This is a genomic window from Kitasatospora sp. NPDC048365 (genome assembly GCF_043200835.1).
In the GTDB taxonomy this organism is placed as follows: domain Bacteria; phylum Actinomycetota; class Actinomycetes; order Streptomycetales; family Streptomycetaceae; genus Kitasatospora; species Kitasatospora terrestris.
The window spans coordinates 325,188-341,010 of the sequence record NZ_JBICYJ010000001.1; the positions used below are offsets into that span (position 1 = coordinate 325,188).

Annotated in this window: 10 protein-coding genes; 5 read left to right on the forward strand and 5 right to left on the reverse strand. The window is 73.6% G+C overall.

The window, feature by feature from the left end; all coding sequences use genetic code 11:
- Nucleotides 1-45: 45 nt before the first annotated feature.
- A complete protein-coding gene (locus ACGFX4_RS01455) occupies nt 46-1,770 on the reverse strand; it encodes an ABC transporter ATP-binding protein (RefSeq protein ID WP_393069223.1) in 1,725 nt (574 codons plus the stop codon).
- Entirely contained in the window at nt 1,767-3,428 is a 1,662-nt protein-coding gene (locus tag ACGFX4_RS01460; RefSeq protein ID WP_393069337.1) for an ABC transporter transmembrane domain-containing protein, read from the reverse strand. The genes ACGFX4_RS01455 and ACGFX4_RS01460 overlap by 4 nt, the downstream gene beginning before the upstream one ends.
- A 202-nt stretch (nt 3,429-3,630) precedes the next feature.
- Between ACGFX4_RS01460 and pnuC the strand changes: the two genes are divergently transcribed.
- Complete coding sequence (pnuC, locus tag ACGFX4_RS01465; RefSeq protein WP_393069225.1) at nt 3,631-4,218, forward strand: nicotinamide riboside transporter PnuC; 588 nt, start codon at nt 3,631-3,633, stop codon at nt 4,216-4,218.
- Nucleotides 4,215-5,321: an AAA family ATPase gene (locus ACGFX4_RS01470; protein ID WP_393069226.1), complete on the forward strand. Its 1,107-nt coding sequence runs from the start codon at nt 4,215-4,217 to the stop codon at nt 5,319-5,321. The genes pnuC and ACGFX4_RS01470 overlap by 4 nt, the downstream gene beginning before the upstream one ends.
- Before the next feature lie 15 nt (nt 5,322-5,336).
- Here ACGFX4_RS01470 and ACGFX4_RS01475 read toward each other — a convergent pair whose 3' ends face one another.
- The 3 genes from ACGFX4_RS01475 to glgX all read right to left on the reverse strand — a co-directional run bounded on the left by ACGFX4_RS01475 (nt 5,337) and on the right by glgX (nt 11,322).
- Nucleotides 5,337-7,190, reverse strand: coding sequence for an ABC transporter ATP-binding protein (locus ACGFX4_RS01475; RefSeq protein ID WP_393069228.1), 1,854 nt, complete (start codon nt 7,188-7,190; stop codon nt 5,337-5,339).
- The gene (locus ACGFX4_RS01480; RefSeq protein ID WP_393069230.1) at nt 7,187-9,037 is read right to left on the reverse strand and encodes an ABC transporter ATP-binding protein; all 1,851 of its coding nucleotides are present in this window, start codon (nt 9,035-9,037) and stop codon (nt 7,187-7,189) included. The genes ACGFX4_RS01475 and ACGFX4_RS01480 overlap by 4 nt, the downstream gene beginning before the upstream one ends.
- A 104-nt stretch (nt 9,038-9,141) precedes the next feature.
- On the reverse strand, nt 9,142-11,322 hold the full coding sequence (gene glgX, locus ACGFX4_RS01485) for a glycogen debranching protein GlgX (protein ID WP_393069231.1): 2,181 nt from the start codon (nt 11,320-11,322) through the stop codon (nt 9,142-9,144).
- A gap of 216 nt (nt 11,323-11,538) precedes the next feature.
- Here glgX and ACGFX4_RS01490 point away from each other — a divergent pair, with 216 nt between their 5' ends.
- The 3 genes from ACGFX4_RS01490 to ACGFX4_RS01500 all read left to right on the forward strand — a co-directional run bounded on the left by ACGFX4_RS01490 (nt 11,539) and on the right by ACGFX4_RS01500 (nt 15,591).
- Complete coding sequence (locus ACGFX4_RS01490; RefSeq protein WP_393069232.1) at nt 11,539-12,756, forward strand: Ig-like domain-containing protein; 1,218 nt, start codon at nt 11,539-11,541, stop codon at nt 12,754-12,756.
- A 148-nt stretch (nt 12,757-12,904) separates the two neighbouring features.
- Nucleotides 12,905-14,173: an Ig-like domain-containing protein gene (locus ACGFX4_RS01495; RefSeq protein WP_393069234.1), complete on the forward strand. Its 1,269-nt coding sequence runs from the start codon at nt 12,905-12,907 to the stop codon at nt 14,171-14,173.
- 194 nt (nt 14,174-14,367) lie between these two features.
- Nucleotides 14,368-15,591 carry an Ig-like domain-containing protein gene (locus ACGFX4_RS01500; protein ID WP_393069236.1) on the forward strand — a complete coding sequence of 408 codons (1,224 nt, stop codon included), beginning with the start codon at nt 14,368-14,370 and terminating at the stop codon, nt 15,589-15,591.
- Nucleotides 15,592-15,823: the final 232 nt, after the last annotated feature.

Here is a 15,823-nt window from a genome sequence, read left to right on the forward strand (position 1 = left end):
CGACGGGGAGCGCACCGCCTCCGGGGCGGTGCGCTCCCCGGCCCTTCACTGCTTCCAGGTGTGCCAGAGGTCCGCGTACGGACCCTCCGCGGCGAGCAGTTCGTCGTGGGTGCCGAGCTCGGTGAGCCGGCCGGACTGCATGACCGCGACGCGGTCGGCGTCGTGCGCGGTGTGCAGCCGGTGCGCGACGGCGATCACGGTGCGGCCGTCCAGGACGGCGGCCAGGGCGCGTTCGGTGGCGCGCGCGGTGCGCGGGTCGAGCAGCGCGGTGGCCTCGTCGAGGATCAGCGTGTGCGGGTCGGCGAGCACGACCCGGGCCAGGGCGAGCTGCTGGGCGTGGGCACCGTCGAGGTGGTGGCCGCCGGCGCCGAGTTCGGTGTCGAGGCCGTCGGGGAGATCCGGCTGCCAGCCGACGGCGTCGAGCGCGGCGGTCAGGGTGGCGTCGTCGGCGTCCGGTGCGGCGATCCGCAGGTTGTCGCGGAGGGTGCCGAGGAAGACGTGGTGCTCCTGGGTGACCAGGACGACCTGGCGGCGGAGGCGTTCGGGGCCGAGGTCGGCGACGGGCGTGCCGCCGACGGTGACGGCGCCGTCGCGGGGGCGGTCCATGCCGGCGAGCAGCCGGGCGAGGGTGGTCTTGCCGGAGCCGGACGGTCCGACGACGGCGAGGCGCTCACCGGGACGGACGGTCAGGTCGACGCCGTGCAGCACGTCGTCGTGGCCCTCGTACGCGTACCGGACGGCGCTGACCTCGATCCGGTCGTCGGCCGGTTCGCCGCCGTCGGCGGGGGACTCGGCCGGAAGGTCGGCGAGCCCCTCGACCCGGGCGTAGGAGGCGCCGCTGGACTGGAGCTGCTCGATCCAGACCACGACGGTGTCGAGCGGGTTCTCCAGCTGGCGGACGTACAGCGCGGCGGCGACGGCGGCGCCGAGGGTGACCATGCCGTGGGTGTGCAGGAAGGCGCCGGCGAGCAGCACCACGACCACCGGGACGGTGTACGAGACGCTGACGATCGGGAAGAAGACGTTCCGCAGGAAGAGGGTGCGCTCCCGGGTGCGGCGGCAGTCCTCGACGGCGTCCTCACCGGTGGCGGTGCGGCGCGCCTGGAGGCCGAGCGCCTCGACGGTGCGGGCGCCGGAGGCGGTGGCGGCGATGGCCTCGGCGAGGGTGGAGGTGGCGGCGCCCTCGGCGAGGTAGGCGGTGCGGGCGCGGCGCAGGTACCAGCGGGCGCCGAGCCAGATGCCGGCCATCCCGACGGCGCCGCAGGCGCCGAGCACCGGCTGGACGGTGAGCAGGGCGCCGACGATCAGCAGGACCTGGACCAGGGCGATGAAGACGTCGGGGGCGGCGTCGCGCAGCGCGGTGCCGACGGCGGCGACGTCGGTGGTGCCGCGGGTGGTGAGGTCGCCGGTGCCGGCGCGTTCGACGGTGGCGGGGGGCAGGGCGAGGGCGCGGTCGACGAACTGCTCGCGGATCCGGGCGGAGGTGCGCTCGCCGAAGCGGTGGGCGGCGTACCGGGCCTGGCGGCCCAGCAGCAGCTGGGCGAGGGCGGCGGCCAGGATGGCGAGGGCGAGCCGGTCGACGGCGGCGGCGCCGGCCCCGGCGGTGACCCGGTCGATGATCCGGCCGAGCAGCCAGGGGCCGACCAGCCCGGCGAGGGCGGCGAGCGCGTTGAGGGCGAGGAGCCAGGTGAAGCCGCGCAGGTCGCGCCGGATCAGGGCGAGGGTGGCGCGGCGAACGGCGGCGGGTCCGGCGACGGGCAGGTCGGTCATCGGACGGTCTCCTCGGCGGTCCGCGGCGCGGGCAGGTCGGTCGCGGGCAGGTCGGTCGCGGGCAGGTCGGCCGCGGCGCCCGCGGGTTCGGCGTCGTCGCGGGAGACCAGGGCCCGGTAGCCGGGGTGGTCGCGGAGCAGGTCCCGGTGGCGGCCGGTGGCGACGACCTTGCCGTCGACCAGGTGGGCGACGGTGTCGGCGCGGTCGAGCAGCAGCGGGGAGACACCGGTGAGCAGGGTGGTCCGGCCGGTGCGGGCGGCGCGCAGACCGGCGGCCATCGCGGCCTCGGTGTGGGCGTCGACGGCGGAGGTCGGTTCGACGGCGAGCAGGACGTCGGGCTCGGCGGCGAGCGCGCGGGCCAGCCGCAGGCGCTGGCGCTGACCGCCCGAGAGGTTGCGGCCCTCCGCGTCGATCCGGGAGTCCAGGCCGTCGGGCAGGCCGCGCAGCACGTCGAGGGCGGCGGCCGCGTCCAGCGCGGCGAGCAGGGCCTCGTCGGTGGGCCGGCGGCGGCCGGAGAGCACCTCGCGCAGGGTGCCGGCGAAGACCGCGGCCTCGTTGTCGGCGACCAGGATCCGGTCCCGGACGGCGGGCAGCGCGACGGTGTCGAGGCGGTGGCCGCCCCACTCGGCGGCGGACGGGGCGAAGCGGGCGAGCCGGTCGACCACGGCGGCGCTGTCCTCGGGGCGGGCGCAGGCGAGCACGGTGAGTCCGCCGGGGGCGAGCTCCAGGCCGGACTCGGGGTCGCGCAGGACGGCGGGCGACTCGGGCGCCGGGCGGCCGTCGGGGGTGGTGCCGGGGTCGAGCCCGAGGAAGCGGACCACCCGGCCGGCGGCGACCAGGCCGCGGCTGATGTCCTGTCCGCTCTCGATCAGGAACTGCACCGGGACGACCAGCACCGCGACGTAGCCGTAGACGGCGACCAGTTCGCCGACGGTGATCTCGCCGCTCGCGGCCATCCGGGCGGCCAGCCAGGTGACGGCGGCGAGGAACAGGGTGGGCAGGCCGACGCCGAAGGACTGCAGCCAGCTGGTGACCGCGCCGACCCGGTAGCCGTCGGTGAGCAGCCCCTGGGAGTCGCGCCGGTAGCGCGCGGCGTAGGTCTCCTTGCCGCCGAGGCCGCTCAGCACCCGCAGCCCGCCGACCATGTCCTCGAAGCGGGCGGCCAGCAGGCCCTGGCGTTCGCGGTAGCTGGACTCCGCTCCGCGCAGCCGGCCGAGCAGCGGCCCGACCAGGACCACCATCAGCGGGACGCCCAGCAGTACGACGGTGGCCAGCAGCGGGGAGATGGCCAGCAGCAGCCAGGCCACGGCGGCCAGGGCGACGACCGAGCCGACGCCCGGACCGACGAAGGTCAGGGTGCGGGCGATCTGGCCGACGTCGCCGATGCCGATGGTGACCACCTCGCCGGAGGTGACCAGCCGGGGCAGCGCGGCGCCCAGCCGCACCGACTGACGGATCACCACCCGGACGGTGCGGAAGGTGGCGTCCATCCGGATCCGGGTCATGGTGCGGTGGCGCAGCATGCTGATCCAGGCGTTGACCACCCCGCAGACCAGGATCACCGCCGCCCAGCCGACCACCCGGCCCGGCCGGTCGGCGCGCAGGCCCTCGTCGATCGCGCGGGAGAGCAGGTACGGCTGCAGGGTGAGCATCAGCATCCACGTGGTGCCGAGGATGCCGCCGGCCGCCACCCGCCCCTTCTGGCTGCGGGTCAGCCACCAGAGGTAGCGGGCGGGGCCGCGGGTGTCCGGGGTCCCCGGTTCGTTCCGATCGTCCACGCAGCGCACCCTAGCCGTCCCGGCACTTGGCAGGCTCCCGCATTTCCCTTATCGTCACCCTGACGTTAATCAAGGAGGGGTCATGTCGCTCGACTGGACCGAACTGCTGGGCTTCGCCACCGGCGCGGCGTGCGTCGCACTGACCGTCCGGGCGAGCGTCTGGAACTTCCCGGTCGGCATCGCCAACTGCCTGTTCTTCCTGGTGCTCTTCACCGACGCCAAGCTGTACGCCGACGCCACGCTGCAGATCGTCTTCCTGGCGCTCGGCGTGCACGGCTGGTGGCAGTGGCTGCGCGGCGGCGAACGGCACGGCCGGCGGGAGATCCGCACCGCCGGCCCGCGCACCGTCGCGCTGACGGCCGCGCTGCTGGTCCCGGTGACCGCGGGCCTGACCCTGGTGCTGGCCCGCGCCGGCGACAGCGCGCCGTTCTGGGACGCGCTCACCACCGCGCTCTCGCTCGCCGCCCAGTGGCTGCTGAACACCAAGCGGATCGAGACCTGGTGGTTCTGGATCGCCGCCGACCTGGTCTACATCCCGCTCTACCTCGCCAAGGGCCTCTACCTGACCGGCGCGGTCTACGTACTGTTCCTCGCGATGTGCCTGGCCGGCCTGCGGGCCTGGCAGCGCGAACGGACCGACCTCGGCCGGATGGCGGTGGCGGGCGCATGAGCCGCTTCGGGCACGGGCTGGTGATCGGCAAGTTCTACCCGCCGCACGCCGGACACCACTTCCTGATCCGCAGCGCCGCCGACGCCTGCGAGCGGGTCACCGTGGTGGTGATGGCCGCCGACGTCGAGTCGATACCGCTGGCCGCGCGGGTGGCGTGGATCCGCGAGGCCTGGGCCGCCGAACCCCGGGTACGGGTGGTCGGCACCGTGGACAACCTGGAGGTCGACTACGACAGCGAGGAGATCTGGGCCGGACACGTCGCCCTGATGCGGGACGCGGTCAGGTCGGTGGAGGGGCCGCCGGTGGACGCGGTGTTCAGCTCCGAGCCGTACGGGGTCGAGCTGGCCCGCCGCTTCGGCGCCGCGCCGGTGGTGCTCGACCGGCCCCGGGACACCTTCCCGGTCTCCGGGACGAAGGTGCGGGCCGACCCGGTCGCGCACTGGGCCGACCTGGAGCCGCCCGTCCGCGCCTGGCTCGCCCGCCGGGTGGTGGTGCTGGGCGCCGAGTCCACCGGGACGACCACGCTCTCCCGCGACCTCGCCGAGGCGCTGCGCGCCCGCGGCGGTCCGCACGGCCCGACCGGCTGGGTGCCCGAGTACGGACGGGAACTGACCGTGGCCAAGCTCGCCGTCGCCCGCGCCCTCGCCCCGGCCGGCGGACCCGCGCCGACCGTCTTCGACCTGGACTGGGGCGACCCGGACTTCGCCCTGGTGGCCCGGCGGCAGACCGAGGCGGAGGAGAGGGCCGCCCGCGCCGGAGGGCCGGTGCTGGTCTGCGACACCGACGCGCTGGCCACCACCGTCTGGCAGGAGCGGTACGTCGGCGCGGCCACCCCCGAGGTGCGGGAGCTGGCCGCGGCGATGCCCGCGCGGGCGCTGTACCTGCTCACCTCGGAGGCGGGGGTCGCCTTCGAGGACGACGGCCTGCGCGACGGCGAGCACCTGCGGGCCTGGATGAACGGCCGCTTCCGCGAGGTGCTCGCCGCCCAGCCGGTCTCCTGGATCGAGGTCACCGGCACCCGCGAGGAGCGCCTGGCAACGGCGCTGGCGGCGGTCGACCGCCTGCTGGCGGAAGGCCCGGGCCTGGCCGACCCCCTTGGCTAGCGCCCTGCTGTTGCTTTACACCAGGCTGTCGCGCCAGGTCTGGTGGAGGGTGGCGAAGCGGCCCTCGCCGGCGGTGAGGTCGGCGGGGGTGCCGTCCTCGACCACCCGGCCCTGGTCCATCACCAGGACACGGTCGGCGATCTCCACGGTGGAGAGCCGGTGGGCGATGATCACCGAGGTGCGGCCGGCCAGGACGGTGCGCATCGCGCGTTGCACCGCCTGCTCGCCGGGCACGTCCAGCGACGAGGTGGCCTCGTCCAGGATCAGCACGGCCGGGTCGGCGAGCAGTGCCCGGGCGAAGGCGACCAGCTGGCGCTGGCCGGCGGAGATCCGGCCGCCGCGCTTGCGGACGTCGGTGTCGTAGCCGTTCGGCAGGGCGGTGATGAACTCGTGCGCGCCGATCGCCCGGGCGGCCTCCTCGACCTCCTCGCGGGTGGCGTCGGGCCGGCCGATGGCGATGTTCTCGGCGACCGTCCCGGAGAACAGGAAGGACTCCTGGGTGACCATCACCACGTTGGCGCGCAGGGTCGGGGTGGCCAGGTCGCGCAGGTCGACGCCGTCCAGGGTGACCCGGCCGTCGGTCGGGTCGTAGAACCGGGCGAGCAGCTTGGCCAGGGTGGACTTGCCGGCGCCGGTGGCGCCGACCACGGCGGTGGTCTGCCCGGCGGGCAGCACCAGGTCGAAGGTGGGCAGCACCTCCTTTCCGGTCCGGTAGGCGAAGCGGACGCCGCGGAAGCCGACCTCGCGGCCCTTCCCGGCGGCGTCGGGCAGCTCGACGGGCGCGGTGGTCTCGGCGACGGTCGGCTCGTGGGCGAGCAGGCCGGCCATCTTCTCCAGCGCGGCGGCGGCGGACTGGTAGCTGTTCAGGAACATCGCCAGCTGGTCGATCGGGTCGTACAGGCGGCGCAGGTAGAGCACGAAGGCGGTGAGCACGCCGAGCTCCAGGCTGCCGTCGGTGACCAGGTACGCGCCGTACAGCACGACGGCGGTGATCCAGACGTTGGCGGTGGCCCGGGACAGGCCGACGTAGCGGGCCATCTCCAGCAGGCCGTCGGCGGTGGCGGCGGCGGACTGCTGGTTGACGGCGGCGAAGGCCTTCTCGTTGGCGGCCTCGCGGCGGAAGGCCTGGACCGGGCGGATGCCGTTCATGGTCTCGGTGAAGCGGACGATGAGCGCGGCGACCGCCGTCCGGGAGCGCCGGTAGACCTGCTGGGAGCGGCGCCGGAAGGAGCGGACGATCAGGTACATCGGCAGGAAGGAGATCAGCGCGGCGAGGCCGAGCCGCCAGTCCATCCAGATCAGCACCACGGTGATGTAGCAGACCGACAGGCCGACCATCAGCAGTTCCTGCAGACCCTCGGCGAGCAGCTCGCGCAGGGCGTCCACGTCGCTGGTGGCGCGGGAGATGATCCGGCCGGAGGTGTAGCGCTCGTGGAAGTCGAGGCTGAGCCGCTGGGCGTGCCGGAAGATCCGGCTGCGCAGGTCGAGCAGGATGTCCTGGTTGATCCGGGCGCTGACCCGGATGAAGGCGCGCTGCAGCACGGTGGCGACCAGCGCGCAGCCCAGGTACGCGGCGATGACCGCGATCAGCGGGCCGCTGTCGTGGTCGCGCAGCGCGGGGATGCCGCGGTCCATGGCGAGCGCGACCAGCAGCGGGCCGGCCTGCATGGCGGCCTGCTGGACGAGGATCAGCAGCACCGCGCCGGTGATCCGGCGGCGGTGCGGGCCGAGCAGTTCGCCGAGCAGGCGGCGCGGGGCTCCGGGCGGGACGGGGATGTCCTCGTCCTCGGCGGCGGGGGGCAGCGCGGGGTCCTCGGAGGGTGGGAGTTGCTCCTCGGCCGGTTCCGCGGGGGCGACGGTGGTGGTCATCGGGGCAGGGACCCTTCGAGCTCGGGGGCGGCCTCGCCGGACATCAGGGCCCGGTAGGCCGGGGAGCTGTGCAGCAGCTCCTGGTGGGTGCCGACGGCGGCGATCCGGCCGTCCTCCAGCAGGGCGACCCGGTCGGCCAGCAGCACGGTGGACGGGCGGTGGGCGACCACCAGGGCGGTGGTGGAGGCGAGCACCTGGCGCAGCGCGCGCTCGACCAGGGCCTCGGTGTGCACGTCGAGGGCGGACAGCGGGTCGTCGAGGACCAGGAAGCGCGGGTCGCCGACCACGGCGCGGGCCAGCGCGAGGCGCTGACGCTGGCCGCCGGACAGGCTCAGGCCCTGCTCGCCGACCTGGGTGTCGGTGCCCTCGGGCAGCTTCTCCACGAAGCCGGCCTGGGCGGTGTCCAGCGCGACGGCGAGCCGGTCGGGTCCGGCGTCGGGGGCGCCCATCAGGACGTTCTCCCGGACGCTCGCGGAGAACAGGGTGGGCTCCTCGAAGGCGACCGAGACCAGCTCGCGCAGCCGGGCCCGGGACAGGTCGCGGATGTCGGTGCCGTCCAGGGTGATCGAGCCGCCGGTGGTCTCGTACAGCCGGGGGATCAGCGCGGTGAGCGTGGTCTTGCCGCAGCCGGTGGTGCCGACCAGGGCCATCGTCTCGCCGGGGCGGACGTGCAGGTCGATCCCGTCGAGCAGGTCGGGGGTGTCGTCCGGCGCGTCCGGGTAGCGGAAGCGGACGCCGGTGAAGCGGATGCCGCTCTCCTGGGCGGGGACCAGGCCGCTGGGCTCGGCGGAGGCCTCGGGCTCGTCCATCACCTCGAAGAAGCGGTCGGAGGCGCTGGCGGCCTCGGCGGCGAAGCCGAGCAGCCAGCCGAGCGACTCCACCGGCCAGCGCAGGGCGAGCGCGGTGGAGAGGAAGGCGACCAGGGTGCCGGCCGACATCGAGCCGTCGGCGACCTGCCAGGCGCCGACCGCGAGTGCGCAGCCGAGGGCCAGCTCGGGCAGGCCGACGATGACCGCCCACAGGTTGCCGAGCAGACCGGCCCGGCGCAGCTCGGTCTGCTTCAGCTCCAGGCCGAGGCGGCGGAACTCCTCGGCCATGGTGCGGTGCCGGCCGAAGGCCTTGAGGATCCGGATGCCGAGCACCGACTCCTCGACCACGGTGGTCAGGTCGCCGTTCTGGTCCTGGGCGAGGCGCGAGGTGACCTGGTAGTTGCCCTCGAAGCGCCGGGTGTAGACGATCAGCGGCAGCGCGGGCAGCAGGGTGATCAGCGCGAGCCGCCAGTCCAGCACGAACATCAGCGCGGTGCCGGTCAGGAAGACCGTCGAGTTGACGATCAGGAAGACCAGCGGGAAGACGAAGAACAGCCGCATCACGAACATGTCCGCGGTGGCCCGGGACAGCAGCTGGCCGGAGGGCCAGCGGTCGTGGAAGGAGACCGGCAGCCGCTGCAGCTTGGCGTAGAGGTCGCCGCGCATCGCGGTCTCGACCCGGGCCATCGGCCGGGCCAGGATCACCCGTCGGGTGTAGAACAGCGCCGCCTCGGCCAGGCCCAGCGCGAGCAGCAGCCCGGCGAGCGGCCAGAGCGCGGCCAGGTCGCGGTGGGCGATCGGGCCGTCGACGATCGAGCGCAGCACGATCGGCACGGCGAGCACGCTCAGCGAGGCCAGCCCGGCGGCGGCCACCGAGCCGGCGATCCGCCAGCGGGCGACCCGGGCGTAGGGCCACAGGCGGAGCAGGGAGCGTACGACGGAGTGCCGCGGCGGGGTCGTCACGGCTGTTCGGTCTGGTGAGAGTCCGTCGCCGTCCGCGGGGGTGGGCGGGGCGGCGGTCTCTTGGTTCTCGGCCATCGCCGAGAGGGTAGGCCGCCGCACCGACATTTCTCACCAGGTTTTTCGCACCTGTTGTCGAGAACCGGCCATGGTCGGACGGGTGCGAAGCGACAGGAGGGGCTCTAGGGGCCGACGGCCCGCAGGAGTTGGAGCGAGCGGGCGCCGAGGGTGACCCGGGCCAGCGCCTTGTGGACGCCGTCCGGCTCGTCCGGCAGGGCGGTGTCCACCAGGACCCGGTAGCCGGTCGCCCAGGGCTCGCCCGGCAGGGTGAAGGCGAGCGGCTGGTGCCCGGCGTTGAGCAGCAGCAGGAAGCTGTCGTCGAAGACCTCCCGGCCCCGCAGGTCGCGCTCGGACATGGCGCTGCCGGAGAGCAGCATGCCGAGCGCATGGGTCGGCGCGAACCAGTCCGCCTCGGTCATCTCCCGCCCGGCCGGGGTGAACCAGCCGAGGTCGCGCGGCCCGCCCGGACCGGCCGTCCGGCCGGAGAAGAAGGCCCGCTGGCGCAGCACCGGGTGCTCGCGGCGCAGCCGCACCAGCCGGCCGGTCAGCTCGCAGAGCGAGCGCCACTCCGGCTGCTCCAGCAGCGACCAGTCCAGCCAGCTCAGCTCGGCGTCCTGGCAGTAGGCGTTGTTGTTGCCGCCCTGGGTGCGGCCCAGCTCGTCCCCGGCGGTGATCATCGGGACGCCGGTGGAGAGCAGCAGGGTGGCCATCAGGTTGCGCAGCTGGCGCCCCCGCAGCCCGGTCACCGCGGGGTCGTCGCTCTCGCCCTCGGCGCCGCAGTTCCACGAGCGGTTGTCGTCGGTGCCGTCCCGGTTGGACTCGCCGTTGGCCTCGTTGTGCTTGCGGTTGTACGAGACCAGGTCGCGCAGGGTGAAGCCGTCGTGCGCGGTGACGAAGTTGACCGAGGCGTACGGCCGCCGCCCGCCGCGCTGGTAGAGGTCGGAGGAGCCGGACAGCCGGTAGCCGAGCTCCCGGACGTCCGGCCGGGCGCCGCGCCAGAAGTCCCGGACGGTGTCCCGGTACTTGTCGTTCCACTCGGCCCACAGCGGCGGGAAGCCGCCCACCTGGTAGCCGCCCGGGCCGACGTCCCACGGTTCGGCGATCAGCTTGACCCGGCTGAGCAGCGGGTCCTGGGAGACCGCGGCCAGGAACGGGTGGTGCATCTCCACGCCGTCGCTGCCCCGGGCGAGCGCGGCCGCCAGGTCGAAGCGGAAGCCGTCCACGCCCATCTCGGCCACCCAGTACCGCAGCGAGTCGGTGATCAGCCGGATCACGTGCGGCTGCCGGGTGTCCAGGGTGTTGCCGCAGCCGGTGTAGTCCGCGTAGCCGCGCCGGGAGCGGTCCAGCCGGTAGTAGCCGCCGTTGTCGACGCCCCGGAAGGACAGCGAGGGGCCCATCACCCCGGACTCGGCGGTGTGGTTGTAGACCACGTCGAGGATCACCTCGATGCCGGCCGCGTGCAGGGCCCGCACCATCCGCTTGAACTCGCCGACCTGCTGCCCCCGGCTGCCGGCCGCCGCGTAGCCGGCGTGCGGGGCGAAGAAGCCCAGGGTGTTGTAGCCCCAGTAGTTGGTCAGTCCGCGGGCCTGCAGGTGGTCCTCGCTGACGTGGTGGTGGACCGGCAGCAGCTCCACCGCGGTCACCCCGAGCCGGGTCAGGTGCTCGACGGCCGCCGGGTGCGCCAGCCCGGCGTAGGTGCCGCGCAGCTCCGGCGGCACGCCGGGGTGGCGCATGGTGAAGCCGCGCACGTGCACCTCGTACAGCACGGTCTCGGCCCAGGGGGTCTTCGGCCGCTGGTCGTCGTACCAGTCGTCGTCGTCGTGGACCACCACCGCCTTGGGCACGTACGACGCCGAGTCGCGGTTGTCGCGGACCGTGTCGGCGACCTCCCGCTCGGGCCAGCCGCGGACGGCGGCGCAGGTCGCGTCGTGCGCGGTGTACTGCCCGTCGATCGCCCGCGCGTACGGGTCGAGCAGCAGCTTGGCCGGGTTCCACCGGGCGCCGGTCCACGGGTCCCAGCGGCCGTGCACCCGGAAGCCGTACAGGGTGCCGGGCAGGACCCCGGGCAGGTACCCGTGCCAGGTCTGGAAGTCCTGCTCGGTGAGCCGGTGCCGGCTCTCCCGGCCCTCCTCGTCGAACAGGCAGAGGTCGACCGCCTCCGCCCCCGGCGCCCAGAGCGCGAAGTTGGTGCCGCTGGTGCCCTCCGGGTCGGTCCGGAACCGGGCGCCCAGCGGCTGCCAGCTGCCCGGCCAGGGCGTGCCCGTCCAGGGGGTGTCCGTCCCCAGCTCCCGCCACGCGGTCATGGAACCCTCCCAGCCATACGGGGGCCCGTCCCCGTCTCCCTGTTGTTCCCTGATCCGATGCCTTCGTCACCCATTGATCCGTAGCGTGACGCACCGTGATCAATTCTGCCTCGTGCCCACCGGGAGGCCTGCGAAAACGTTCCCTCGTGTCCACGGCCGGTACAGGTCGTTAGACCGACCGGTATCGAGTGGATCTAGTACAGGCGGAGGCCCGCGATGCGCCCCGGAGTTCGGGTCTGGGCACGGCGGTCGGCGGCGGCCGTCCTCGGGCTGCTGCTGGTCGGCTGCTCGGCCGCCCGGCCCGCGCCCGCCTCCGCCGACCGGGTCGGGCCGGCGGCGCCCACCCCGGCGGTCTCCCGGGCCCAGCTCGCCGCCACGCCGGCCGACGGCAGCCAGGACGTGGCTCTCGCGGGCGCGGTCCGGGTCACCGTCGCCCAGGGCCGGCTGCTGTCGGTGAGGCTCGCCGACGACCGGGGCGCCGAGGTGCCCGGCACGATCGGGCCGGACGGCACCGCCTGGGCTCCGACCGGGCGGCTCGCGCTCGCCACCGCGTACACCCTGGACGCGGTCGCCGAGGACGCCTCCGGCCTGAAGGCCGCCCAGCACACCGGCTTCACCACGCTCGCCCCGGACCGCACCTTCGCCGCCTTCTTCACCCCCGAGGACGGCTCCACGGTCGGCGTCGGCATGCCGGTCTCGCTGCGCTTCACCCGCCCGATCACCGACCGCGCGGCGGTGGAGCGGGCGATCACCGTCACCGCCGACCCGCCGGTGCCGGTGGTCGGCCACTGGTTCGGCAACCGGCGGCTGGACTTCCGGCCCCAGCGGTACTGGGCGGCCGGCACCCGGGTCACCCTGGCGCTGCGGCTCAAGGACGTGCAGGGCGCCCCCGGCTTCGTCGGCACCCAGGCGAAGGACGTGCACTTCACCGTCGGCCGGTCGCAGGTCTCGGTCGCCGACCTGGACAGCCGCACCCTGTCCGTCCGGCAGGACGGCAGGCTGCTGCGCACCCTGAAGATCAGCGGCGGCAGCCCGGAGCACCCCACCTACCTCGGCGCGATGGTGGTCTCGGAGAAGTACGCGGTGACCCGGATGAACTCGCAGACCGTGGGGATGGGTGACGAGTACGACATCAAGGACGTGCCGCACGCGATGCGGCTGACCGGCTCGGGCACCTTCGTGCACGGCAACTACTGGGCGCCCCGCGAGGTCTTCGGCAGCGCCAACACCAGCCACGGCTGCATCGGGCTGGCGGACGTCAAGGGCGGCTCGGCGGACTCCCCGGCCGGCTGGTTCTTCGAACACACCCTGCTCGGCGACGTGATCGAGGTGCGCGGCCCGGCGGGCGACCGGGTGCCGCCGGACAACGGCCTGAACGGCTGGAACCTCGGCTGGGCCCAGTGGGTCGCGGGCAGCGCGCTGGGCGCGCGCTGACCTCCTGCGCACGGGGTTCACGGAACCGGCACCGGCCTCCCGCCCAAGATTCACTCGAACGGGCCCGTTATCCTGCCATTCCCCGGTGCAACCAACCCGGGCGCACACGCGTGTATTCGCTGTGGATACCGGGAGGGGAGACGACCGAGTGAAGCCGGTTCAGGCGGCCGAAGCCGCGACGAGTACGACTGCGGGCGCCGGACGGGGCCGCGCGGCCCGCGTGGGTGTGGCCGCACTGGTGGGTGGCGCGCTGCTGCTGACCGCGGCCTGCGGCGGCGGCGGAGGTGCCAAGGGCGGCGGCTCGGCCGACGGCGGCGGCGGAGGTTCCGCGAGCGCGGCCAGCAGCCCGGCGGCCCCGAAGGTCTCGGCCGCCCAGCTGACCGTCACCCCCAAGGACGGCGCCGAGGACGTGGCCCCCAAGGACGGCGTCCAGGTCAGCGTCGCCTCCGGCACGCTGGTCAGCGTCGAGGTGACCGACAAGAACGGCAAGGCGGTGGCCGGCGCCATCTCGGCGGACAACCTGACCTGGAAGCCCAGCGAGTCGCTCGCCGTCGGCACCACGTACAAGGTGAACGTCCAGGCGAAGGACGCGGCCGGCCTGGTCGCCGCCTCCACCACCAGCTTCACCACGCTCACCCCGGCGAAGACCGTCGCGACCAACGACAACATCGCCGACAACGGCACGTACGGCGTCGGCATGATCGTCTCGGTGAACTTCAGCAAGTCGGTGAAGAACAAGGACGCGGTCCTCAAGGGCATCACCGTGACCGCCGCCGACGGCACCGTGGCCAAGGGCCACTGGTTCGGCACCCAGCGCCTGGACTTCCGTCCGCAGGAGTACTGGAAGCCCGGCACCAAGGTGACCGTGAAGTACCGGCTGAAGAACGTCGAGATCTCGCCCGGCGTCTACGGCGACGTGGACAAGGACGAGCCCTTCACCATCGGCCGCTACCAGGTCTCGGTGGCCGACGCGGGCAGCCACATGATGACGGTGAAGAAGGGCGACGGGTCGACCCAGCAGATCCCGATCACCGCCGGTGACGACCAGAACCCGTCCTGGAACGGCACCATGGTCGTCTCCGCCAAGGAGAAGGTGACCCGGATGAACTCCGCCACCGTCTCCAACATCAAGGGCGAGGAGTACGACGTCCCGGACGTCCCGCACGCGATGCGGCTCACCGCCACCGGCACCTACGTGCACGGCAACTACTGGGGCAACGCCTTCGGCAAGTACAACGCCAGCCACGGCTGCATCTCGATGCAGGACGCCAAGGGCGGCGACGACGCCTCCACCGCGGGCAAGTTCTTCGCCTCCTCGATGATCGGCGACGTGGTGCAGATCAAGAACTCCAAGGGCGCGACCGTCTCCGGCGACAACGGCCTGAGCGGCTGGACCGTGCCGTGGGCCCAGTGGTGACCTGCTGAGACCCCCTCGACGGCCCGGCCGCTCCTCGGAGCGGCCGGGCCGTCGGCGTTCGTTCTCCCATCGTGACCGAATCCGGACCTGGCGTCTGCAACTTCCTGATGGGGTAGACCGTGTAAAGAGCTGACAGGCCGGGGCGGATCGCCGGAACGGGGCCTGCAGCGGAGAGCGGTGGGGAGTTGGCGAAGGTGGAGTCGACGCGGGGAACGCGCAGGGGCCTGGCCGTGGGGGCGCTCGGCGGCGCACTGATACTGACGGCGGCGCTGACCGGGTGCAGTGCGGCCGGCGCGAAGGCGAAGGACCCCGCGGGCGCCGCCCCGGCGGCCGCGAAGCTGGCGGAGTCGCCCAAGCCGACGGTCTCGGCCGCCGTGGTGACCGTCGAGCCGGCGACCGGGGCCAAGGACGTCAAGCCCGCCGGGGCGCTCAAGGTCTCGGTGACGAGCGGCAAGCTGACCACCGTCAAGGTCACCGCCCCCAACGGCACCGAGGTGCCCGGCGCGGTCGCCGCCGACGGCCTCAGCTGGGCGCCCACCGGCAACCTCCAGGTCTCCACCCAGTACCGGGTCAGCGCGCTGGCCGTCGACGCCCAGGGCGTCACCGCCGGCACCGAGAGCACCTTCACCACGCTCACCCCGGCCAAGGACGCGGGCGCCAGCGACAACATCACCGACGACGGGACGTACGGCGTCGGCATGATCGTCTCGCTGCGCTTCGAGCGCGCGGTCAAGAACCGCGACGCGGTGGTCAAGGGCGTCACCGTCGAGGCCTCCGACGGCACCGTGGTGCGCGGCCACTGGATGGACGACAACCGGATCGACTTCCGCCCGGAGAAGTACTGGACGCCGGGCACCAAGGTGACCGTGAAGTACCGCCTGAAGAGCGTCGAGACGGCCCCCGGCGTGTACGGCGGCGTGGACAAGGACGAGCCCTTCACCATCGGCCGCTCGCAGGTCTCCACGGTCGACGTCAACACCCACCGGATGGCCGTGGTCCGCGACGGCCAGCAGGTCGACTCGGTGCCCTTCACCGCCGGCAAGCCGGGCTTCGACACCTGGAACGGCTCGATGGTGGTCGAGGCGATGGAGGGCCGCACCCGGATGACCTCCAACGGCATCACGGCCGCCGGCTCCAACGACGAGTACGACCTGGTCGTCCCGCACGCCATCCGGCTCACCGACAGCGGCACCTACGTCCACGGCAACTCCTGGAGCTCCGCCATCGGCGTCTCCAACGGCAGCCACGGCTGCATCGGCCTGCGGGACACCGAGGCGGGCAGCGAGAGCTCCGCGGCGGGCAAGTTCTACCAGTCGACGATGGTCGGCGACGTGGTCACGGTGATCAACTCCAAGGGCCGCACCGTGTCGCCGGAGAACGGCCTCGGCGGCTGGAACGTCCCCTGGGGCTCCTGGTGACCGCCCGCCGGTGACCGTCCGCTTTCGCCCGGTTCCGCTCGGTTCCGCTCGAGTGAACTTTCGGTTGCGTTCGGCATATGCCAAGTGACTAGTGATCGTTTGCTCATTGTCCGTACGCGCCCGCTTGCGTTCCGCAATGATGGCCCCATGGCGGGAATCGGCGAAGCGACTCTGGCGTCACATCGGTTGGCACCAGCGGGCGATGACGATCTGTCGGAGACCGGTGGTCGGG